This is a genomic window from Deltaproteobacteria bacterium (genome assembly GCA_016930875.1).
Lineage (GTDB): Bacteria > Desulfobacterota > Desulfobacteria > Desulfobacterales.
Map to the genome: position 1 here is coordinate 1 of JAFGFW010000003.1, position 22,700 is coordinate 22,700.

16 protein-coding genes are annotated in these 22,700 nt (G+C 50.2%); 14 read left to right on the top strand and 2 right to left on the bottom strand.

The annotated features are described in order from the left end of the window. The first annotated feature begins 332 nt into the window (after nucleotides 1–332). The 14 genes from JW883_00255 (at nucleotide 333) to JW883_00320 (ending at nucleotide 21,788) form a co-directional block, all read left to right on the top strand. Nucleotides 333–839: a hypothetical protein gene (locus JW883_00255; GenBank protein ID MBN1840701.1), complete on the top strand. Its 507-nt coding sequence runs from the start codon at nucleotides 333–335 to the stop codon at nucleotides 837–839. A gap of 186 nt (nucleotides 840–1,025) precedes the next feature. Beyond that, nucleotides 1,026–1,658: a superoxide dismutase gene (locus JW883_00260; protein MBN1840702.1), complete on the top strand. Its 633-nt coding sequence runs from the start codon at nucleotides 1,026–1,028 to the stop codon at nucleotides 1,656–1,658. 246 nt (nucleotides 1,659–1,904) lie between these two features. Continuing rightward, nucleotides 1,905–3,317 (top strand): pyruvate kinase, encoded by a 1,413-nt coding sequence (gene pyk / locus JW883_00265; protein MBN1840703.1) that lies wholly within the window; start codon nucleotides 1,905–1,907, stop codon nucleotides 3,315–3,317. 23 nt (nucleotides 3,318–3,340) lie between these two features. Then, the gene (gene gpmA, locus JW883_00270; GenBank protein MBN1840704.1) at nucleotides 3,341–4,090 is read left to right on the top strand and encodes a 2,3-diphosphoglycerate-dependent phosphoglycerate mutase; all 750 of its coding nucleotides are present in this window, start codon (nucleotides 3,341–3,343) and stop codon (nucleotides 4,088–4,090) included. 313 nt (nucleotides 4,091–4,403) lie between these two features. Continuing rightward, nucleotides 4,404–4,628, top strand: a complete 225-nt coding sequence (locus JW883_00275) for a hypothetical protein (protein MBN1840705.1) — start codon at nucleotides 4,404–4,406, stop codon at nucleotides 4,626–4,628. Nucleotides 4,629–5,000: 372 nt separating this feature from the next. After that, nucleotides 5,001–5,582 carry a superoxide dismutase [Fe] gene (locus tag JW883_00280; protein MBN1840706.1) on the top strand — a complete coding sequence of 194 codons (582 nt, stop codon included), beginning with the start codon at nucleotides 5,001–5,003 and terminating at the stop codon, nucleotides 5,580–5,582. 30 nt (nucleotides 5,583–5,612) lie between these two features. Further along, nucleotides 5,613–6,047, top strand: a complete 435-nt coding sequence (locus tag JW883_00285; GenBank protein ID MBN1840707.1) for a hypothetical protein — start codon at nucleotides 5,613–5,615, stop codon at nucleotides 6,045–6,047. Between the two features lie 62 nt (nucleotides 6,048–6,109). Next, the gene (locus JW883_00290) at nucleotides 6,110–6,961 is read left to right on the top strand and encodes a M48 family metallopeptidase (GenBank protein MBN1840708.1); all 852 of its coding nucleotides are present in this window, start codon (nucleotides 6,110–6,112) and stop codon (nucleotides 6,959–6,961) included. A gap of 340 nt (nucleotides 6,962–7,301) precedes the next feature. Continuing rightward, nucleotides 7,302–7,607, top strand: coding sequence for a ferritin (locus JW883_00295; GenBank protein ID MBN1840709.1), 306 nt, complete (start codon nucleotides 7,302–7,304; stop codon nucleotides 7,605–7,607). A gap of 170 nt (nucleotides 7,608–7,777) precedes the next feature. Next, nucleotides 7,778–8,803 carry a DUF481 domain-containing protein gene (locus tag JW883_00300; GenBank protein MBN1840710.1) on the top strand — a complete coding sequence of 342 codons (1,026 nt, stop codon included), beginning with the start codon at nucleotides 7,778–7,780 and terminating at the stop codon, nucleotides 8,801–8,803. A 263-nt stretch (nucleotides 8,804–9,066) separates the two neighbouring features. Continuing rightward, nucleotides 9,067–13,275, top strand: coding sequence for a translocation/assembly module TamB domain-containing protein (locus tag JW883_00305; GenBank protein MBN1840711.1), 4,209 nt, complete (start codon nucleotides 9,067–9,069; stop codon nucleotides 13,273–13,275). Then, nucleotides 13,241–16,117 carry an outer membrane protein assembly factor BamA gene (gene bamA, locus JW883_00310; protein MBN1840712.1) on the top strand — a complete coding sequence of 959 codons (2,877 nt, stop codon included), beginning with the start codon at nucleotides 13,241–13,243 and terminating at the stop codon, nucleotides 16,115–16,117. Before JW883_00305 ends, bamA begins: the two co-directional genes overlap by 35 nt. A gap of 601 nt (nucleotides 16,118–16,718) precedes the next feature. Continuing rightward, nucleotides 16,719–17,909: a mechanosensitive ion channel family protein gene (locus tag JW883_00315; protein MBN1840713.1), complete on the top strand. Its 1,191-nt coding sequence runs from the start codon at nucleotides 16,719–16,721 to the stop codon at nucleotides 17,907–17,909. A gap of 1,023 nt (nucleotides 17,910–18,932) precedes the next feature. Next, nucleotides 18,933–21,788, top strand: coding sequence for a UPF0182 family protein (locus JW883_00320; protein ID MBN1840714.1), 2,856 nt, complete (start codon nucleotides 18,933–18,935; stop codon nucleotides 21,786–21,788). A gap of 199 nt (nucleotides 21,789–21,987) precedes the next feature. Here JW883_00320 and JW883_00325 read toward each other — a convergent pair whose 3' ends face one another. Both JW883_00325 and JW883_00330 read right to left on the bottom strand, forming a co-directional pair. Beyond that, entirely contained in the window at nucleotides 21,988–22,416 is a 429-nt protein-coding gene (locus JW883_00325; protein ID MBN1840715.1) for a hypothetical protein, read from the bottom strand. A 30-nt stretch (nucleotides 22,417–22,446) separates the two neighbouring features. Then, nucleotides 22,447–22,647, bottom strand: coding sequence for an integration host factor subunit beta (locus tag JW883_00330; GenBank protein MBN1840716.1), 201 nt, complete (start codon nucleotides 22,645–22,647; stop codon nucleotides 22,447–22,449). Nucleotides 22,648–22,700: the final 53 nt, after the last annotated feature.

Sequence of the window (22,700 nt, forward strand, 5' to 3'; positions counted from 1 at the left end):
ATAAACAACATGGCAAAAGGTCCTGAAAAGCAATGATAGTCTTTCTTTGCGGCCTTTTTGGGCAGTTTTGAGGAATTCACTGCGAGTTATATCCAGAAAACTAGAAAAACAGCCAAGTTGTTTACCCTTCGGGAAAGCCGATGTCGAAGATCCGCCGCAGGAGGGATACCGCATCTTCTTTTTTGGCAAGAGTTCGGCGTCCGCCTCAGGCGGACAGCCTCACCCTGAGCCTGTCGAATGGGTCGCCTTGAATCTGCGGCATCCTCGACTTTTGCAACGTTAGGGTTAAGATATCCCAATATCCCGAGAACAGAATCATTGGGTCGGGAACTGTGCTAGACACAGCGAGATTCAGATATCTCCTGAGCAAAAATTGCCAGGTGGATCCTAGAAACGTCCACGCCTACATTATTGGAGAACATGGAGATAGCGAGGTGCCTGTGTGGAGCCAGGTCAATATCGGAGGAGTCTCATTTCGCGACTACTGTTCTGTTTGCCACAAGCATTGTGGCGGGAACGAGCGGGACGACATATTCAACCAGGTTAGAAGTGCTGCCTATGAAATCATCAACAGGAAGGGCTCTACCACGTTTGCCATCGGCCTGGCCCTGGTACGAACTGTGGGCAGCATCCTACGAGACGAAAACAGTGTTCTCATCGTCTCCACGTTGTTGGATGGTTACTATGGCATCAGCGATGTCTGTTTAAGCATTCCAGTCATTTTGAACAGAAACGGTGTATCAAGAGCCCTGGATATTATACTGGATGAATCGGAGATCGGGAAGCTGAAAGCCTCTGCAGATGTCTTAAAGGCTGCCATCAAAAAGCTGGATATTTAGGGGATGTGGTCGGCAGGAAATGGCGTTGAACCGGCAGAACTCTATTCTCCCAAGAAGGGTTGCAGAGAGTGGACTAATGAGCACAAGGAGGTATGGGCAATGAAAGAAAAAAATGAATCGATGTGTATGAACCGTCGCCAATTTCTGGCCACAACCGTGGCAGGTTCGGCCATGCTGGCCAGCAGTATGACGGGTTTTTCGGCTCTTGCCGCCGAAGCCCCTCCTTTTGAGCTTCCAACGCTTCCGTATACCGAGAACGCGCTGGATCCTTACGTTTCAGCCCGCACGCTGAGTTTTCATTACGGCAAGCACCACCGCGGCTACGTTGATAAGCTCAATGCACTGGCTAAAGGTACTGGTCTTGTGGGCGTTTCCCTGAGCGAAATTATCAAAACCACGGCTGGTGATGAGAAGAGATCCGCGATTTTCAACAATGCTGCCCAGGCCTGGAATCATGCATTTTACTGGAGGAGCATGAAACCAAAGGGCGGTGGGGCGCCTTCCGGGGAGTTGGCAGCCAAAATCGCAGGAGCGTTTGGGAGTTTTGAAAACTTCAAAAAGGAATTCACAGAGGCCGCCGCCACGCAGTTTGGCAGCGGATGGGCCTGGCTCGTCGTAGACAAGGGTTCGCTGAAAGTCGTTAAAACCGGAAACGCTTTTACGCCCGTCGCTTACGGCCAGAGGCCACTTCTTACTATTGATGTTTGGGAGCATGCCTATTATCTGGACTACCAGAACCGCCGGAAAGAATATATCGGGGCTTTCCTGGATCACTTGGTCAACTGGGACTTCGCGGCAGAGAACATGGCCAAGGTCTGACCGGTCGGGCCCAAAGGTCGTGAGCTTCCTGCGAAGTCTCAAGCACGGGCGCTGCGGAAAAGGATCCTTCGCCTCCGTGGAGGAACAAGATTCTCATGAGATACGTGGGCCATTGGAAAGCGAGAGGCTGTGCGCCGGGTTTCATAGTCAGGCGGCACTCGGAGTAAAAAGACACGATGGACTTTCTTTTGACCGAGGCTGAAGAATGAAAGGTTTGTTGGTGCTCACATGAAAGCCGATTCGAAGATCAGAAGCACGAAGATTGTATGCACCATAGGCCCTGCCACTTCCACGGCGGAACGAATCAGACAGCTCATGCTTGCGGGGATGGATGTGGCCAGGCTCAATTTTTCCCACGGAGACCACGACACCCATCGTGAATCTTTCCGCATCATCAGGCAGATATCGGAGGAATTGGGGAAAGAGATCGGCATTCTGCAGGATCTTGGGGGGCCGAAGATTCGTATCGGAAAATTGCCGGTTCAAGAACGGCAACTCCAGGCCGGCGAAAAGGTCGTTCTCAGTCCAAGGAGCTCATCGGATCCATCCGTTATTCCTGTCAACTATCCTTATATAGTCGAAGATGTCGAAATCGGAAGTCGTATCCTCATGGCGGACGGTCTGATTGAACTGCAGGTTGAAGAGAAACAGGCGGACCGGCTTTTTTGTCGCGTTGTGGTGGCCGGGGTGGTGCAGTCTCACAAGGGCATCAATTTGCCATCAAGCAACCTCAGGGCTCCGGCTTTTACAGACAAAGACCGGGAAGACCTGGCGGTTGGGTTGGGAGAGGGCGCAGATTTTGTGACTCTCTCTTTTGTGCGTCACGAAAAGGACCTGGAACCTGTGCAAGCGATTTTGAACCGGCGTCCAACCCGGCCCTTGTTGATTGCAAAGATAGAAACACCTCAGGCCATCCAGAGGCTGGAGCAAATCCTTGCCTTGGTTGATGGTGTCATGCTTGCTCGCGGGGATCTTGGCGTTGAAATGCCCCTGGAAGACGTACCGATGATTCAGAAAAAAATTATTCGGATTGTCCGGCAGTCCGGCAAACCCGTGATCACCGCGACACAGATGCTTCGGTCCATGGTCAGCAGCCCGCGTCCCACTCGGGCAGAGGCAACGGACGTGGCGAACGCCATTTTGGATGGCACGGATGCGCTGATGCTTTCGGAGGAGACCGCCATGGGAGCTTATCCCGTGGAAGCCGTGAAAATACTGGATAGGATTGCTCGAGCCACTGAACCCTATTTAAAGGAACGGAACTTCCTCAATGAACCGATGTCTGAACCCGTTCCCATGTCTGCATCAGGTATCAGTCGATCCGCCTGCTGGATGGCCGACAATCTTCATGCAGCCGGTATCGTGGCCGGTACGTCTTCAGGCAGCACAGCCCGTTTGGTTGCTCGGTTCCGGCCCGCATGCCCGGTAGTAGGATTGACGCCCCATCTCCAAACCCAACGCCAGTTGACCTTGTCTTGGGGGGTTATTCCCGCCTCGGCGCAGGCATTTTCGGACACCGAGCAAATGTTCGAGCTGGCCCGTTCATGGGCCTTGGAGCACGGTCTTGCCCGGCAAGGGGATCGTTTGGTCGTGACGGCAGGGGTGCCGGTCGGAACCCCTGGAAGCACCAATCTCTTAAAGGTGATCGAGATCAAATAGGCCGAAAATAAGACAGGAGGAATATGCTTCAGTTGGTTTTGCTCCGTCACGGACAGAGTGTTTGGAACCTCGAAGACCGGTTCACCGGCTGGACGGATGTGGACCTTTCAGACCAAGGGGTTCGGGAGGCCCATGAGGCAGGCAGACTGCTCAAGGCCCAAGGCTACACATTTGACGTAGCCTTCACGTCTTTTCTTAAACGGGCAATCAGAACTTTATGGATCGTTCTGGATTCCTTGGATCTGATGTGGATCCCGGTACATTGTACTTGGAGACTGAACGAACGACATTATGGCGCCCTCCAGGGACTCAGCAAGACAGCCACTGCCACGAAGTTCGGCCTTGAACAGGTTCACATCTGGCGACGCAGCTATAACACAGCGCCTCCTCCATTGGCTGAAACCGATCCCGAAAATCCAAGAAACGACCCGCGCTATCTTCATATCAATGAGGTCGAATCCCTCAGAACCGAGTCCCTCAAGGACACGCTCCATCGCGTTCTCCCATACTGGCACGAGGCAATCGCTCCGAGCCTCAGGCAGGGCAAGAAAGTCATGATCTGTGCGCACGGAAACAGCCTCCGCGCTTTGGTTAAATATCTGGATGACATATCGGATGAAGACATAGCGGGGCGCGACATACCAACCGGAATTCCTTTAGTCTACGAGTTGGATGATCAATTGCTGGCATTAACCCATTACTACCTGGGGGATGACGTCACTGAAAAAAACCGTCCTGATAAGGAACCTGGAAATAAAAAATCGAGACACTGAATCTTCCAAATCCCATTCTTGCAGTCTTGATCGTGAATCAGGGATTGATGGCCTTGTTGAACGACGCAGTCCCCAAGAAATTGTTTGAAATCACACCCGACGGTGGTGGCATTTTTCCGGATGTGGGGTAGTCATTCCCCCAATACTGAACTGGAGTTGGGTTCAGGTGAATTTCCTGAAGAAAAAGAACCTTCCTAAAGATTAGAGCTTGTGGTGTGGGGCCTGCGGCATATGGAGCAAGCTCACTGAACCTTTCATGCTTAGCTTTTTGGTTTCCAGCGGGCGCCCCAGTCTTGCGCAGGAAGTGGCATAAATGGTATACGAACACTTGTGTCTCACCGGGCAGCTCCCCATGTGCCTATGTAGGGCATTCGGTTTTGGCGTTGAAACAAAAACCGTGAATGGGTCGTTGATTCTCTTTTTCCCAACTATCAGCAGTATCACAGTGTTTGTATTTCCTGACTTGGCCAGGATCGGCATTACTGCAGATTATGGGATTGCCACGGAGGTGGCAAAGAGGGTTTTTTCGATAAGATGAAAGGGCAAACGCGTTGGTAACCAGGCAGGTTTTTGATTTGGGGACTTTCCCAATGAGTTTTTTCGGCGAAAGGAGGTTGTTACCCAGTGACATGGGAAATATGTTGTCTGCTGGTGAGCTTGAAAAGGAAGGAGGTGAACGACCGGTTCAAGAGATGTTGAGACAATCGACCAGCAAGGGATATGCGACGGAGTTGATGAATTGTATTGGTGTGTCACACGAAACGACTAGACTTAAACAATGAACTACCCCGCGGCAGAGCAAAGGGGTATCTACAAAAACATTGTGACGCCGCAAGCGGCGGGGAATTAACCCCTTGTCCGCCTCCGGCGGATTAAAAAAGAACATGTCGCAGACAGAAAGGAGGGCAAGATGGAACATATACTGCCGGGATTACCATATGCAAAGAACGGTTTAGAACCCCATATATCCGCCGAGACCTTGGAGTTTCATCATGGAAAACATCATGCTGCCTACGTAAACAATTTGAACAACCTTATTCAAAAAACGGAATTTGCCGACATGGCGTTGGAGGAAATTATCCTGAAGGCATCCGGGGGTATTTTTAACAACGCCGCCCAGGTGTGGAATCATACGTTCTACTGGAACGGGCTGAAGCCCGAGGGTAGGGGCAAACCTTCGGGCGCATTGGCCGGGTCAATCGATGCTGCTTTTGGCTCCTTTGAGGATTTCAAGAAAACTTTCACCCAAAAAGCGGTGACCCTCTTTGGCTCCGGCTGGGCCTGGCTGGTAAAAACCAAGGAAGGCGGTCTCGCCATTGAAACCACGAGCAACGCGGGCAATCCCATGACTTCGGGGAACAGACCTCTCCTGACATGCGATGTGTGGGAGCATGCCTACTACATTGACTACCGGAACGCACGGCCCAAATATGTCGAGGCTTTCTGGAATTTGGTGAGCTGGGAATTTGTCGGACAGAACTTCGGGGCCTGAGAGACGGCCTGTAGGTGGAGGAAAAAGACGATGAGACTGCCAGAATATGTCACATCAGACGAAGTGAAGAGAGTCTGCAAAGAACTTAAAATCAGAGACTGGACGGCATTGGCCGAGCCCGAAGTAGAAGCGAACGAAGCTCAGGCAATTCTGAAAGAGGTCAATGTGGAAGGAATGGACATCGCGCTGGAAGAATTCCGAACGGGTCTGGAGGTGGAACTGGAACACGGCACGCGATTCAAGGACGCCAACGTGACGAACAACCATCCTGTGTTGACCGGCAAGATTGTCCTGGCGCACCTTAAGGAGTCGATGGATTACTACAGGCTTCTTGAGGTGGCTGAAATAGAGGGTGACCTGCTGAAGGCAATTGTCAAAAAAGATGTGACAAAAATCCACAGGCTCTACAAAGCACTTGCGCAGGCGAAAATTGCTCTCAACCAAGCAGTCATGGCGCAGCTGTAGTGATGGATCTGAGGCGCGGGCTTGACAATGAGATGGATGCCAAAAAGAAAAGGAAGATGACAATGTCCATATGCCAAAGCGTTAGAAGGCTTTTGTCCGTTACGATATGCTGCGTTTCGTTTTTCATACTCACGATGCTCAGCAGCTGTGCAGAGGTACCCGTGACCCATCGGCAAGGGCTGCATCTTGTGCCCAACTCGGAACTGAACGTCATGAGCCTCCAGGAGTATGACAAGGTGCTCAAAAACTCCAAGCTTTCCACGGACGGAAACAAGATCAGAATGGTTCGCACCGTGGGAGAGAGGATCGCGAGGGCCGCTGAGGCCTTTCTGGTGGATACGGGACAGGGGCAGAAGGTCAGAGACTATCAGTGGGAATTCAATGTGATAGAGGATGAAAAGGCAGCCAATGCCTGGTGTATGCCTGGTGGCAAAGTGGCGGTCTACACGGGTATTCTTCCCTATACCAAAGACGAAACCGGTCTTGCAGTTGTTATGGGTCACGAGGTCGCCCATGCGCTGGCGGACCATGGCAACGAAAGGATGAGTCATGGGCTTCTGGCCAATTTGGGTGGCATGGCGCTTTCGGTTGCCCTGGCCCAAAAACCGCAGCAGACTCGAGAACTATTTATGACAGTATTTGGCGTGACGGCAAATCTGGGTGTTCTACTGCCCTACAGCCGGCTCCACGAAAGCGAGGCAGATCGCATTGGCTTGCTCATCATGGCCAGGGCGGGTTACGATCCACGAGAGGCCATACCTTTTTGGGAAAGGATGGGGAAGGACGACAAGAGCAGACCGCCAGAATTCCTATCGACCCACCCGGCACCGGCTTCTCGTATTGTCAATATTGAGGCCCATTTGCCTGAAGCCATGCAATACTATGAGCGTGTAACAAAACAGGGGAGAAGATAATTGTTTTTTACAATTGTTGGAGGGTTAGGCGAATGCTGTCATTGGATGAAGTGAAAAGGCAAAACGATCTGCTCAATGAGATGTACGCGCTTGACGAAGATCCGAAGGTTTGGCTCAAAAAAGAATTGGGCGAAACAGATTAAAGGAGACCTTTTGATGGCAGTGGGACACGGCTGGCTCAAAAAAACCGAACCGGAGGCACGGCTCTTTGAACATATGACGAGGTCACATCAACCTATCATTGACCGGCCGCTTCCCACCGGCGAAGCACTCCCGTCAGGGAAAACCCCCAACCTTTGGTCCGGGGACTTCACAAACAAATAGAGAAAGGAAGAATGAGATGGCACACGAAGGTTTTCATGAACAGATTGCTGATTTGACGGAAGAAACGCGCGACATGCATCGGGCGATCGTCTCGCTGATTGAGGAGTTGGAGGCTGTAGACTGGTATAACCAGCGCGTGGAGGCCTGCAGTGATGAAGAGCTAAGAGGCATACTCGGGCACAATCGTGATGAGGAAAAGGAGCATGCGGCTATGCTCCTTGAGTGGATTCGCCGTCAGGATAAGGCGTTTGACAAGGAACTCAAGGACTACTTGTTCACAGATAAACCCGTTGTCGAAGCGGAACGGGAGCACAAGGGTTAACGCTGGAAGAAGGCGGTCCTGGGAGTGGGGCTGTGACCCATTGGACCAGCCCCCTTCATTATTTGCACTACAGAGCCCCGGTCAAGATCGGGCGGAGTTTTCCTTTTGTTGTTTTTTGAGTACATTTTATTGGTGCGCGTCAAAAGGCGTCGTTTTTGAGGAGCCCTGCAATGAGATCGTCAATGTTAGTCTGCGTCGTGTGTACCCTTGTGATTTTGGATTTCGGCAGCAATGTTTTGGCTGATACCGTCCGGATGAAGAATGGTGATCGCCTTACGGGTACTATAGTCAAGATGGAAGATAAGACACTGACATTCAAAACAACATACGCTGGAGAGATAGCCATAAAATGGGAAGATGTGGAAGCTGTTGAGACGGATTCTCCTGTTCGCGTGGTACTGGGAGACGAAACCTCGGCCCGAGGAATTTTGACGGCGGGAGAAAATAGCAGGTTGCGGCTCAAAACCGATCAAGTCCCGGAGCCCTTGCAGTTCAATATCACGCATGTGGCAAAGATAAACCCTCCAGTCGAACCGGCAGTTAAGTTGACCGGACGCATCAATGCCGGCCTGGATGTCAAGAAGGGAAACACAGATACAGAAGCACAGCACGTAGATAGCGAACTGGTGGCTCGAACGGAGAAAAACAGGGTCACCTTGGGGGCGGAATGGAATCGAGAGGAGGAAGCTGATGAGAAAACCGCAGACAACGCCCTTCTCTATATGAGCTACGATCATTTTTTAACCCGAAAATTGTTCTTTTACACCAATGCGAGTTTCGAGAAAGATGATTTCAAAGATCTCAACCTGAGGACGACGGTTGGGGTGGGATCAGGGTATCAGTTTTTTGAGACCGCAATGAGAAATCTGTCACTCAGAGGCGGCATCGCATATGTGAATGAAGATTTCGATGAAAATGGTCAAGACAGGGGTTATACAGCCGGCCGGTGGGCCGCGGCATTCGATCAGTACTTCTTTGAAAAATTTGTTCAATTTTTCCACACGCACGAAGGTATTGTAAGTTTGGAAGACACAGACGACCTGTTGATTCGAACCCGTACCGGTTTGCGATTCCCGTTGAAGAAAGGGTTTAACGCAACAGCGCAGTATAACTGGGATTGGGATAATTCACCGGCAACCGGTAAAGACAGAGCAGACGAGAGGTACCTTTTTACTTTGGGGTACAGCTGGCAATAGCAACGATCATCTTCTGGGTCCGAGGTGTGCGAAACCCGGTGTTGGCCTCGCATCATTTTCAACCATCATGAAAAAGACCGTATAGAAAACTTCCTTTAGGGTATCTGGATAAGATTGCAGGAAGCCTTTGACCCCGGATACATCCATCTCGAGCTTGCTCATGGGCTGGTCGAATTGACTGGGCCTGCAAGAATCCACGCCGACAGGACGTGGATTCTTTGCTTTGCCGCAGTGTTTTTGAATTGATGGGGTTGTTTATTACTATGGCGAGAAACTGGATTAAAAAGGCGCTGATCGCCGGGGCGATTCTTTTCGGATTTTGTGTGGCTATCGTTGTGAGTCTCAGCCTTTACCTCAACACAAATCACGCGAAGAAGTTTATCAAAGCTCGACTGAATGCAACCATTCCGGGATCGATTACTTTCAAAGCTATGCGTCTATCTCTCTGGAGGGGGCAGGCCGATCTGGAAGGTCTCGTCCTCAGGGAGGCATCCGGGGAAGGCATTGCCGGCTTGGATCGCCTTTTTGTCAATTTGGCCTGGGCTGGATTTCTGCGAGGTGACCTTACCATAGAAACCCTTTTACTCGAAAAACCCTGGGCCAAGATTCGGGCAACCGAAAAAGATGGTATCAATCTCTTGAGGGCTTTAGCACCGCCAAGGGCACCTGAACGGCTAAAAAAAGAAGAACCTACAAAGGGGGTGCCCTTCAACCTTGTAGTCCGGTCACTTGAGATCCTCGGGGGCCGTGCAGTCTACCAGGACCCTTCCGAAAAGCTTGTCGCGTCTTTGCAAGATGTCAGTCTCGTGGCCAATGGCGATATGCTGCAAAAGTCAGGCAGCCTGGATTTACGGGTTGGAAAAGTGCGCTTAGAGCGTGGCCAAATCAACAGCGGATTTGATGAAGTCGCCCTCCAGGCTAAGTTGGAAGAAAAACGCATCGCTTCCGTTCGGATGAAAATAGCCATGGGTTCATCCAAGCTAAATATTTCCGGAAGTGTTCAGGATGTCTTTGACGACCCGACCTTTGATATGGTCACTGAACTTTCAGTGTTTCTTCCCGATCTCCAAGAACGCCTCCCTGTTAAGGCGAGATTGGCAGGTTCTGCGAAGGGCCGGATGACACTTCAAGGAACACCGAACGACCCTCGAATAACCTTTCATCTCGATTGTGAAGGCGGTCGGTTTGGTGAGGTTCGGATGGATCGGCTGACCCTGGAGTGTTCATTGAAGGATCGGCTGTTTGTTCTCAAGAGCCTTTGGGCAAATACTGCTGAGGGAAACGTGGAAGTAAGCGGTGAAGCTCATCTGGACGAAGCATTTGCCAATGGCTTTTTGGGCGATAAGAAAAATTTGGAGGCCATATCTTACCGACTTTCCATGGCAGCGAAAAACGCAGAACCAGCAACATTTTTCCCTACTGCCTCTGGCGTTAAGGGGAACGTTGACGCCAAACTTGCGGTCGAGGGCAGAGGCCTTGCGCCGGATTGTCTTTCGGCGAAGGCCATGCTGGAGGTCTTTGGAGCCAACATGACCTGGCAGGGACACGAACCTGCTTCGGATTGGCGGATGGAGGGGAAAGCGAACTTTGTTAAGAATACTGCCACCGTGGAGCAGTTTACCGTGGAAGGCGAGGATTTCAGGATGAGGGCCAATGGCGAGTATAATCTGTCGTCAGAGCGAATTGCCGGCCGTTTGAGCCTTGAAAGTCCGGATATCACTCATGCCTTCACGTCAATGGGTGTGGCAGGGGGTTCCGGCGGGATGTTGCTCGAGGCGGAGGTGTCCGGCCTGCTCAGAAGGCCTCAGGCACATCTTGTTTTTGACGGAACAAAGATGCGCTTCCAGGACTATGGTATTGGCGACGTTGGACTTGCCGGGACGTTAGACCCATCCGGCATCTTTCGCCTGGCAGAATTGCGTCTGAAAAACCAAGGCTCACGAGTTGAAGGACACGGGTCCGTCGGAATCTACGATAAGACCTCAACGTTGAACTTTGGGCTTCCTTTGAATCTGTCACTTGCCCTGCATAACGTCGAGTTGACTGATTTTGTCAAGGAAACCCTTGCCAGGGGCGCATTGGATGGCGAGGTCATGGTAAGTGGTAGTCTCAACGCGCCGAAGGGACAGGCCCATATTCGAGGCAAGCACCTGGCCGTTCAAGCCCTTCGATTGGGTGATCTGTACGGGAAAATTGGGTTAGCCGAAGGAAGGCTCAACATCGCCCAACTGGATCTCCAAAACAAAGATTCAGCCATCCGCATTGCCGGAGCCATTGATCTTTTTCACAGGGAAGGTCTCCAGATCGCCCAGGATCCCACCTTTGAGCTGCGGATTCAAGGAGATCGCGTCTTCGTCAACGATTTCATCGACAAGTCGCGTGGCAGATTGGCAATAGCTGCTCACTTGGAGGGAAGTCTTTCCAACCCAAAGGGAAGCCTGAGTCTTGAGGGAACGAAACTCGATTTCGGTGTTCAAAAGCTTGATGGGCTGGAACTGCTTGCCACACTGGACGGGAAGCGCCTTCTGATAAAACCTCTCCGACTCACCGTCGCACCGGGAGAATTGATCGAGGCAAACGGTTGGGTCTCTCTCAACAAGGGCTATGACCTTGCCCTGGTTTCGCGAGGCATTTCCCTGGAGCATATCGACTTGGTCGAAAAAAGAGTGGGGGCAAAAGGATCGCTCATCTGCGACCTATCCGGCTCCGGTTCGTGGGAGGACCCGCGGTTTCATGGAAAAATGGTGTTCCAACACCTTGAGTTTCGGGGCAAGCCGCTTGAGGACATCAGCGTGGGAGTCAACATGGAAAACCAAGTGGCTCGAATTTCTGCAAGGCAGCGCTTTGATCTTGAAGGGACCTTTCACCTAAAAAACCAGGATTTCACAGTTTCTCTTTTGCTCGATGAAACCGACCTGGCGCCCTATTTTGGGCTCGCCGATCGAACCGATTTTGGTGGCGTGGCGGCAGGATCAATGAAGGCCAGCGGAAACCTTAAAGCCCTTACCGATCTTGATGCCAGTCTCAATTTTGAAAGATTCCGTCTCCTGTGGCAAGACAAAGACCTCATTCGCACTGAGAATGCCAGGGCATCGATCAAGGACCGCCATTTGTCCGTCCCTCCCGTGGAATTCATCGTAGGCCCGGACGGATTCGTTCGTATACAGGGGTCAGCAAAACACAACGGAATGGTTACAATGCAGGCAAAAGGCGAGATTGCCTTGTCTGCGGTGGGGGCCTTCATAGAAGACATCCCGTCTGACCTGAAAGGGCGCTTGGTCTTTTCCGCGGATGTAGAGGGGCCTCAAAGACGTCCGCAGATCCACGCCGAGGTCGATATCGATCAGGTCGGGTTCACGGTCCCCGGCCTTTTACAGAAACTTGACGGCCTAAAAGGACGGATTCGCGTGGCCCCTGACAGAATAGAGGTGGATCGCCTTCATGGAAAGCTGGACAGCGGTAGGTTTGATCTGACCGCAGAAGTACAGATGGAGGCCTTCAGGCCCACCAAAATTTTTGCACGGACCACGGCCGAGGCCCTCCCCGTGCGAGTGCCCGATACCTTGGATCTGCTTGTCAGTGCCGATCTCAAGATTGAGGGCACCCCGGAACATGCCTCCGTTCAAGGCGAAATGGTCCTCTTGGAGGGCGCCTACTACAAGGACTTCAAGATAAGCCTTCTCCAGCAAGTGACAAAAAGAGAGCGCAAGGAAAAGCCCCTTGGCGAAATGCCTCACCCTATTTTCGAAAATACCAGTCTGGACCTTTCCATCAAACGTCGAAACCCGCTCATGGTGGACAATAATCTGGTTCACCTCCAGATCACCCCAGATTTGCGTATCGTGGGGAAACTGGGCAATCCGATCATCCGGGGACGGGCGACCGTGGAATCTGGTAAGATTACGTACCGAAACAAGAGTTTTGAAGTGAAAAAGGGCTTTATTGATTTTTCAAATCCTTACAAAACGGAACCCTATATCCATATCGACAGCGAAGTAAACGTGCGGCACTGGCTGATCACGCTCACCCTCGCCGGCACCCCCGACGAACTTTCTTTCAATCTCAGGTCTGATCCCCCTGAAGAAGACGGGGATGTTTTGTCGTTGCTCGTAACCGGCCGGACAACACAAGAACTGATTGCCGGAGAGGGAGGCGCCGGCAAGTCGCCTGCGCAGATATTGGCAGAAGCGATGGCAGGAACCTTGGGCGATGATATCAAAGAACTAACAGGCCTGGACACGGTGGAAGTGGCAGCGGTCGCCGAGGAAGGCCCGGATGCCGTCAAGGTCACGCTGGGAAAGGATCTTTCCAAGCGGATGACGGTCAAGTACGCCACCGAGTCGAAGGATGGGAAAGTCGTCCAACGGGCCATTGCGGAATACAAATTCCTTGAACACTTCTTGTTCAGTGGTTCCCAAGACACGGAAGGTGTCTTTGGTGGCGAAGTCAAGTTCAGACTCGAATTTCGATAGAAACCGGGGTGGGGTGGTGTGGCGAAGAAAAAGGTGTCACTGGAATCTGTTGATCGCCGTGTTTGTCATTGCCTTTGAATGGGGCCCATGGGCGCTTTGCAGCGCGCAAACAAGTACGGGCAACCAGACTGCCATCCGTGTCACCGAGCCTATTGTCACTGAGGTGCTGGTCGAACTAGCCGATTTCCCGGGAGATAGAGCCTATTGGGTCGAACTGGCGCGAGACCTGATTGTCCTGCGAGGGGGGGACAGCTTTTCCGAGGATCGGGTGAACGCGTCCATCCAAGCCCTAAAAGAATCCAGGTTATTTCGCAACGTCCATGTGGATACCACGGAGACGGGACAGGGCATCATTCTTAGATTTCGTTTGGAGCCTTTCCGGCTCATCAAAGACATTGAAATCGACGGAGCCTTTCCACTTTTTGAACGGGAGGTCTTAAAGGCCATGACGCTTTACGTGGGAGATACCTTTACCGAAAAAAAGCTTGCGAACCAGGAATCCGCAGTGAAAGACTTGTTTGTCAAGGCCGGTTTCATTGACCCCAGAGTAGACCTTTCTGCAACCGAGGACCCGGATGATGGCCATGTTGTGGTTGCGGTGAAGATTTACAAGGGGCGCTACGAAAGACTTCAGGATCTCACGATCGCGGGAAACAGAGCCTTTAGCCGAGACAGACTCAAGTGGCATATGACGACTTGGCGAGTGTCATCTCTGCCCGGGTATGTGGGGCGATTTATGGAGGCAGACTTGAAAAAAGACCTCCAAAAGCTCATTGTTTTTTACAGAAAAGCTGGTTTTGCCGATGTGGAAATCCAATATGACGTGAGCAGGGAACCCGGATCGAAAGGCCCGTCCATATTGGTTACAATCGAGGAAGGGTCCCGGTATGACATGGTGTTCATCGGAAACGAAAGATTCTGGGGGCGTACATTGAGAAAAGATCTTGTCCTATTTGAGACGGGAAACAGGAACGATTTGGGACTCAAAAAGAGCGTTAAAAAATTGAAAGAACGGTACCGACAGGCCGGATGCCTTGAAACGCAGATCAAGATCGAAGAGACCACGGAACGGGAGGGAGACATTGCAATACGAAAAATCCTGTTGACCATAAACGAGGGCCCTTGCTCCACGGTAAGGGCAATCCGGATAACAGGTAATCGGACTTTGAGTGACGAAGCGATTCAAGGACAGATGTTGATACAAACGGCTACGACCCTCAGAAAGAGTCTGTTCGTTCCGGAAACGCTGGTTGAAGATCTTTACGCCATTAAGGCCTTGTATGCCAAGCATGGATATATGGATGCCGAGGTCGAGGAACACTTGGATTGGAGTCCGAACAAAGAGCAGGTTTCAATCCTTTTGAAAATTGATGAAGGCATCCAGACAATCGTAGCGTTTACCGACATCAAGGGGCTGTCGATTCCCACCGAAAAGGAGGCGTATGAGACCATCCGGCTCAAGGACCGAGTGCCCTTTCGCCGACACATGGTACAAAGTGATGAGAATGCTCTGTCAGCGCTCATTTCCGAAAAAGGATACCCTCACGTTCGGGTAAAGGGTGACGTTGTTTTCAGCGAGGACAAGTCAGAGGCGTTCGTTACCTACAGCATCGAAAAAGGGCCTTTTGTCAAAGCGGGCCAGGTCTATTACCGAGGTAATTTCAGAACCAAAAAGAAAATCCTGGCCAGAGAATTCAGGCTAAAGAACGGCGATCCGTTCTCTCTCTGGAAAATGCTTGAAGGGCAGCGAGGCATCCGAGACCTGGATCTGTTCGATTCTGTCAAACTCAGGGCCATCGGTTTGAAAGATAAAAGAAAAGAAATCGATCTTATTGTTGAGGTGGAGGAAAAAAGGCCGTATTTTTTCGAAATAGGCGGAGGGTACGATTCCCAGAAAGGCATTTATGGGCATTCCAAGGTGGGGGACCATAATCTCTTAGGGACAAACAAGAACATCTGGCTGGGTGCCGAGGCCAGTGAAATCGGATATCGCGCCGAGTCGCGAATAGAAGAACCGAGGCTTTTGGGCTCCAGGATATCGGCCGACGCAGGCGTGTTCATGGAACGGAGGGAGGAGTTTAACAAGAGCTTCGGGACGGATCTATATGGCTCGTCTCTTGGGCTCAGGCGTTCGTGGCGGAAACACCTGACGACAGGGCTCAGCTTCCGTTTCGAGAGAAGGGAAAAGTTCAAAAACAACGGAGCCGTGCCCAACGAAGAAGCAGCAGTATTCGAACCGAGAAGTCTTTTTGTAACGACGCCTTCCGTAGGATACGATACGCGGGACTCATTTATCCAGCCCAAAAAGGGGCGGCTGGCCCAGTTTGCCGTCGATATTTCAAAAGGGCTTACGAACGACCTGGACAGTTTTCTGAGATACGAAGTTGATTTCAGATATTATGTGACACCTCTATCCCGGTTGACACTCGCCTGGATGGCCCGGGCCGGCTACCTTGATCCCTATGGCTCCTCCAACACCGTGCCGGAGGACCAGCTGTTCTTTTTAGGAGGCACTTCTGACGTGCGCGGCTTTGACGAAAACCTGCTGAGTTTTGATTTACAGGGCAATCCTCTGGGAGGACGTTGGCAATTGGAAGGAAACATGGAGGCCAGGATCGATCTTGGCGGCAATTTTGAACTCCCCCTTTTCTACGACATTGGAAGGATCGGCAAGGCGCTAGTTGACCATGAAACCGCAGACAAGTTCCGCAGTTCCGTCGGCATTGGTTTGAGGTACATCACACCGATCGGCCCAGTCGGCATACTGTACGGGAGAAAACTCGATCCCGTGGACGGCGAAAGCTCGGGGGAATTCCACTTTGCCATTGGCTATACTTTCTGAAAGAACAGGACTTCTTTGGCATCTGACGTTTGGTTCCTTTATGAAAGCATCATGTAGAAAACCCATGGGGCCGCAATCTCCCGAATAGCAATGTGCTGTCAAAACCACCGGTCAATTGGCGAGCCTGTCACTATCTTACCAATTGAAGTGATCTAATTGTTGGCACGGCCCAAGTGGAGGGCAATCTTGGTCGGTTTTTCTCGGAAATAGCTGGCGAAATACCCCTTGTCCCCCAAGGTTGTCGGCCCAAGGGGGGGCGATGGTTTTTGGCACTTCACTTTGCATGGCTTTTTCATTATAATCCGAGACGACTCTAGCTGTTCGCTCTCCGACTGGTTCTATTTTAACGTTCAGATCATCATAAAGGCTGGGAATAGGAAGGACAAAGGAGGTAACTGTGAAAACGAGGGTACGTGTGCAGGTTTTTCTGCTCGTTATGGTTACATTGTGGTTGGTTAGTTCTGGGAGCGGTTTCGCCAAGGAACAAAACCAAGGGAAAACGGACAGCGTTACCTCGTCTGCACCCGAAAAAGCTGTGGTCCATCCTGAAGTGCGCAAGATTGATGAGGCGGGGCAGAAGATCGGAGACGGCATTGACCGCATGAGCCAAAAGGCGGCAACTCAGGTGGGGGGGTGGATCAATAAGAAAGTCCTTGCCGGGATTTCCTGGCTGAAGTTGAGTGTTTGCCTTTTTTTCGTTTTCTTGGTGGCCATTGCCGAACGTGTGCTCCGATGGATCATCCGGGGCAGGTTGGAGCGGATGCCCACGGAAGAAGATGTTATCTCGGTCAGAAAGATTTTCCTAACGGCCTTGTCCAGGCCCCTGTCTCTTTTTGTCTGGGCCTACGGCATTTACTGGGCCCTGTCCCCGATCTTCGGCCATTTTCAGAAACCGGATGGCACCAACCTGGTTCACCTTGTGGCCCAAAAAGCCGCAGACATCGTCGTGGCTATTGCTATCCTTTGGCTCATTATTCGCCTTGTGGATATTGTTGACGAACGGCTGAAAAGGTGGGCTGCCACTACCGAAAGCAGCGTTGATGACATGCTCGCACCGCTGATTGGAAAAACACTTCGCATATTCATCTTTGCCATCGGCGGTGTCATCATTATTCAGAATCTTACGGGGGTTAAAATCGGCCCCCTCCTTGCCTCCCTGGGAATCGGCGGCCTGGCTGTGGCTCTGGCGGCCAGAGAACCGATTGCAAATTTCTTTGGAACGCTCACGATTCTGTTTGACAAGCCCTTCCAGGTGGGTGAGAGGATCGTCGTAAACGGCTTTGACGGTGTCGTTGAACACGTTGGATTCAGGAGTTCTCGTATTCGCACTCTCACTGGCTACCTGGTCGCTGTGCCGAACGAGAAACTGGTCAATACCCATGTGGAGAACATCGGTCGAAGACCACATATCCGTTGGCTGACCAATATCGGGATTACCTACGATACGCCACCGGACAAGGTAGAAAAGGCTGTTGAGATCATTCAAGAAGTGTTGGAAAACCACGAAGGCATGAAAGAAGATTTCCCACCACGGGTTGCCTTTAACGGATTCAATGATTGGAGCCTCAATATTCTGGTTCTGGCCTGGTACCATCCACCAGACTACTGGGCCTACAACGCCTGGCTCCAGAAGACCTGCCTTGAATTCATGCGCAGGTTTAAGGCAGAGGGGATCGATTTCGCTTTTCCGAGTCGGACTGTCTACGTGGCCAACGATGACAAACGGCAACTGAAGCTTCGGATGCTCAAAGGAAATGCGTCAGATAGTCAGGAAAGGCCTTTGGAAGAATAAGTTACTGAAGAATAGGTCTCGCAAACCGATTTGAACCTTCAGGTACAATAACTCTCGATCTCAAACCAATGGTTTTTTCGCATTGGAAAAACTGAAATGCTGGCCGAAGTGAACCGAGTAAGGAAAGCATTCTCGGCGTGCAACTCCTCCCGCTGTTTTGATATCCTTTTGAGATCTCTGGAAATTGAAGATCCCTAAAAAATAATAATTCTGCTTCTATGTGGGGCCCTCTTGTCAAGGGCTTTTTTTTGGCGAACAAGTGATTTTATATTCTACTTCCCGATCTTGGAAGTAAGAATCGTATAGGGATATTTTCATTTTTTTCTTTACGAATATTCATGGAGACAACTGGATCCATCCGGGTTGATTTGTCTGTTTTGGCTGGTTGGTTCCTCAAGGCCGTAAGGATGATTAACAACCCTTGACTAGCTTCTATTCGTGCCGACGATTTCAGTCGAACACCCAATGCTGCATGCGCTTGAGTCGCGCTTTGCGGAACCGGTTTGAAAGGTGCCCCATGTAAGGGAACGGTGTCTTTTAGAACACCCAGCAGAACTACGGGCACCTTTACGAACCCCGACAAACACCAGGAGCATTTGGCCCATGGTTTTGAACCGCTTTGAGCGGTTCACATTTTTCAAGCCACGGGCTATCAGACTGTGTCACAATTAAGCCGGTGGTCGGTGACTGTTTTTGCGAATAGCTAGTCGAATCTGACAAGAGCCTCTCACGCCGAAGATACGGGTTCGATTCCCGTTGGGACTACCAGAACAAACCTAACCCCCTGAATTTTCTTAATGGAGTCAGGGGGTTTTTCGTTGGTTTCGCAAGTGTGACCGTATCTGTCACAATCGCATGTCATAAAAAGAATGCTAGGGGCGTAAGCCGGACTTGAGCTTTACTTCGGCAGTCTCTCGTGATAAAGACGAAAGCAGAATTTATACGTATATTCCAGAACTTCAAATTGGGGGTGCGAAACTTGAGTAGGGCGTTCACCAACGTTAGCCTTGGAGAGAAAAAGACATGAGTAAGAGATTGACTATAGGGTTAGGGCTTGTCGCTGTTCTATTGCTTTGGTCAGGGGTTTCAATCTATCCTGACTGGCTGTGGTTCGAAAATCTGGACCTTGCGCCCGTTTTCTGGACCATGCTTTTGAGCAAATTCGGGTTCGGTTCATTGGTTTGGTTGCTTTTGATTCTTATCATATGCCTTAACCTTTACGCCGCCAAACGCTTAAACCCGGGCGACGGGCCAGGGGTGGCCTTTAAAGGTGCGGACGGTTCTGTTTCCCAACTTGGCCTTTCAGGCAGGGCCTTAAATTCTCTCCTCATGGCTTTTGTTCTGATTGTCAGTTTTATCGTTGCGTCAAAGGGCTCCTACCAATGGGATTTGCTCCTGCGCTATCTGTATCAGCAACCTTTTGGCAGCATGGACCCTATTTTTAACAGGGACATCGGTTTTTATCTGTTCTCTCTTCCCTTTTACATTTTCCTCCGAAACGGCTTCCTGGTTCTTTTCATTGTGGCTGGTCTGGTCACTATGGGTTCGTATCTGAAAGATGGTGCGCTTCAAATAGAGGGTGAATTCAGTCAAGCGGAAGGTGTCCCAGCCTCTCTACCCAAGATTACCATTGCACCACAAGCCAAGAAGCACCTTATCTTCCTGGGAGGAATCATTGTTCTACTCCTGGCCTGGGGTTGTCACCTGAAAGTGTATGGACTTTTATATTCTACACAAGGACCTGCTTTCGGTGCCAGCTATATCGATGTCCACATCAAGGCCCTGGCCTATAAGGTTTTGATCGTTGTCTCTCTGGGATTTGCCTTCGTCCTTTTTTTCAGCGCCTTTAAATTCAGGCCGAAAGTAGTCTGGTTAGGTGTGGGAATTTGGATAGGCTCTGTACTGTTGTTTGCGACCGTGCTTCCAATGCTGTTACAAAAATTTGTGGTCAAGCCCAATGAATTAGCTAAAGAATCACCCTACATCGCTTACAATATTAATTATACCCGTAAGGCCTATAACCTGAACAGGATAAAAGAAGTAAATTTTGAAGTTAGTGACAAATTAAGTGCGGAGGACATCAAGAGGCATGATGTAACGGTTCAAAATATCAGGATCTGGGACGAGCGTCCTTTACTTCAAACCTATAGGCAGATTCAAACCATACGGCTGTATTACGATTTCAACAATGTAGACGTAGATCGTTATATGATCAATAACCAATATCGACAGGTCATGTTGGCCACCCGGGAGTTGGTGGTAAATCAACTTCCTCCCCAGGCAAATACCTGGGTCAATAGGCACCTCATCTACACCCATGGCTTCGGATTGGCCTTAAGCCCGGTCAATGAAGTGACCAGCGAAGGACTGCCCCGCCTCTTTATCAAAGACGTGCCGCCTTCCTTTGAACCTGACCTGAAGATAGAGCGCCCCGAGATCTATTATGGAGAAAAAACGGATGAGTATGTTCTTGTAAAGACGAAGACCGAGGAATTTGATTACCCCAAGGGAGACAAGAATGTCTATACTATCTATCAGGGAAGGGGAGGTGTCCCTATCAAATCTTTTTTCAGAAGGTTTTTATTTGCCGTTGAATTCCTGGATCCCCAGATACTATTTACCACTTACTTAAGTCCAGAGAGTAGAATAATGTATAACCGCCGGATTGGCAGGCGGGTGCGTTTGATTGCCCCCTTTCTCGATTATGACGGTGATCCGTACCTGGTTGTCTCCGGGGGAAAGATCTATTGGATTCAAGATGCCTACACGACATCTGATATGTATCCCTATTCTCAACGATCTTATGGCCGTTTTAGAAATAAGGGACTAAACTACATCCGGAATTCAGTCAAGGTAACCATCGATGCCTATAATGGGGATGTAGCTTTCTACATTATTGATGAAAAAGATCCTATTGTTAAAACCTATTCGAGTATATTCCCTGATCTGTTTAAGCCTTTCAATGAAATGCCTGCTGATCTGAAAAAGCACATCCGTTACCCCAAGGACCTCTTTGAAATCCAAGCGGATACATACACGAAATATCACATGGAAGATGTCCAGGTCTTCTATAACCAGGAAGATCTCTGGCAAACCCCTGATGAGTTGTATGGTGATAGCCGACAAGAAATAGAACCTTATTATATCATTATGAAACTGCCCGAAGAGGAAAAGGAGGAGTTTCTTCTGATGATCCCTTTCACCCCTTCCAAGAAGGATAATATGATTGCCTGGCTGGCGGCCAGAAGTGACCTGCCCGATTACGGGAATCTGTTAGTCTACAAACTGCCCAAGGAAAAACTGGTCTATGGACCGATGCAGATTGAAGCCAGGGTGGATCAGCAAACGGAGATCTCCCGCGAGTTGAGCTTATGGGGCCAGAGAGGTTCCAGGGTCATCAGGGGCAATCTTTTGGCCATTCCCATCAGTAATACATTTATCTATGTGGAACCGGTTTACCTGGAAGCAATACAGGAAGAAAGCAAATTGGCCTCAACAGGATTACCTCAACCGAAAAGTCCTGCAAAACCCCGCAGAGGAGGTATGCCGGTTGCTTCACAGCAGAAAAAATCAACGGCCGCTGCCTTGCCGGAATTAAAAAGGGTTATTGTCGCTTTTGGCAATCGCATAATTATGGAGGAAAATCTTGATAAGGCCTTAAGCAGTGTATTGGGTGGGCAAATATTGCCCAAACAATTGGCTTCCCGATCTATTGCTCAGACTCGGGGTATTTCTAATCTAGGAGAGTTGGCCCTGCAACATTACAACAAAGCCAAGGATTACTTGCGCCAAGGGAATTGGGCTGAATACGGGATGGAACTGGAAAACCTAGGGAAAATCCTGAAAGAAATATCTGGCATAAAGAAGGAAAAGAAATAATGAGAGGCAATCTCAAGGAATCAGAGTGATCGGGCCGAATTACTGAGATGGCAATTCGGCCCAAACTGTCATGCCGATGTCTTTTCATCAAGTCTGCAACCGATTATTCTACATAACCATGAAATCAAGATCCTCGGGGTAGTGTGTGCGGTAATCCGGAAATACAAGTATCACTGAACACATGGGAGGGGAGGTGGCGTTACCCCCCTATGTAAACTCCCCTTCCAGTTCTCTTTATCTTCTTCAGCTTGAACGCCCTAGTAACAATATTCCTGACCTTCTTTTCATCAAACCCCGTTTTTTTCATTACTCCGGGAACATCAACGCCTTTCTTGGCCCTTGTGATGATCTGGAGTACCTGATCTGTGGCGGTTGGTTTCGCGGCTTTCGTTTTGGAAGAGGCCTTCTTCTTCGCAATAGTCTTCTTCGTAATAGTCTTCTTCGCAACAGTCTTCTTAAGAACAGTCTTTTTCGCCTTTGCCTTGGGTTTAGCCTTAGCTTTCACTTTTTTCGCAGCAACCTGAGCCTTTTCGAGGTTGTCGACCTTTTTCGCCAATGATTCAGTGTTCTTTACCAGTGCCTTGAGTTGCTTGGTCACCGCTTGGAGATCTTTCTTGAGCTTTCCCATAATCGCTTGCCTCCGTGTTTGGTTACTCGACTATTTGTGATCAACTTTTTCTTTCAACTCATTGCCACATTTGAAAAAGGGGAGCTTCTTGGGCGGCACCTGGCTGTGAGCACCAGTCTTGGGGTTTCTGCCCGTGTACCCTTTGTATTCTTTTACATAGATGCTGCAGAACCCCCGGATCTCCACCCTCTCACCCTTTGTGAGGGCATCAGATATTTCACGAAAGAACAGGTCAACAACGCCTGTGGCTTTTGCTTTTGTGAGCCGGGTTTCCTTGCGTAGCG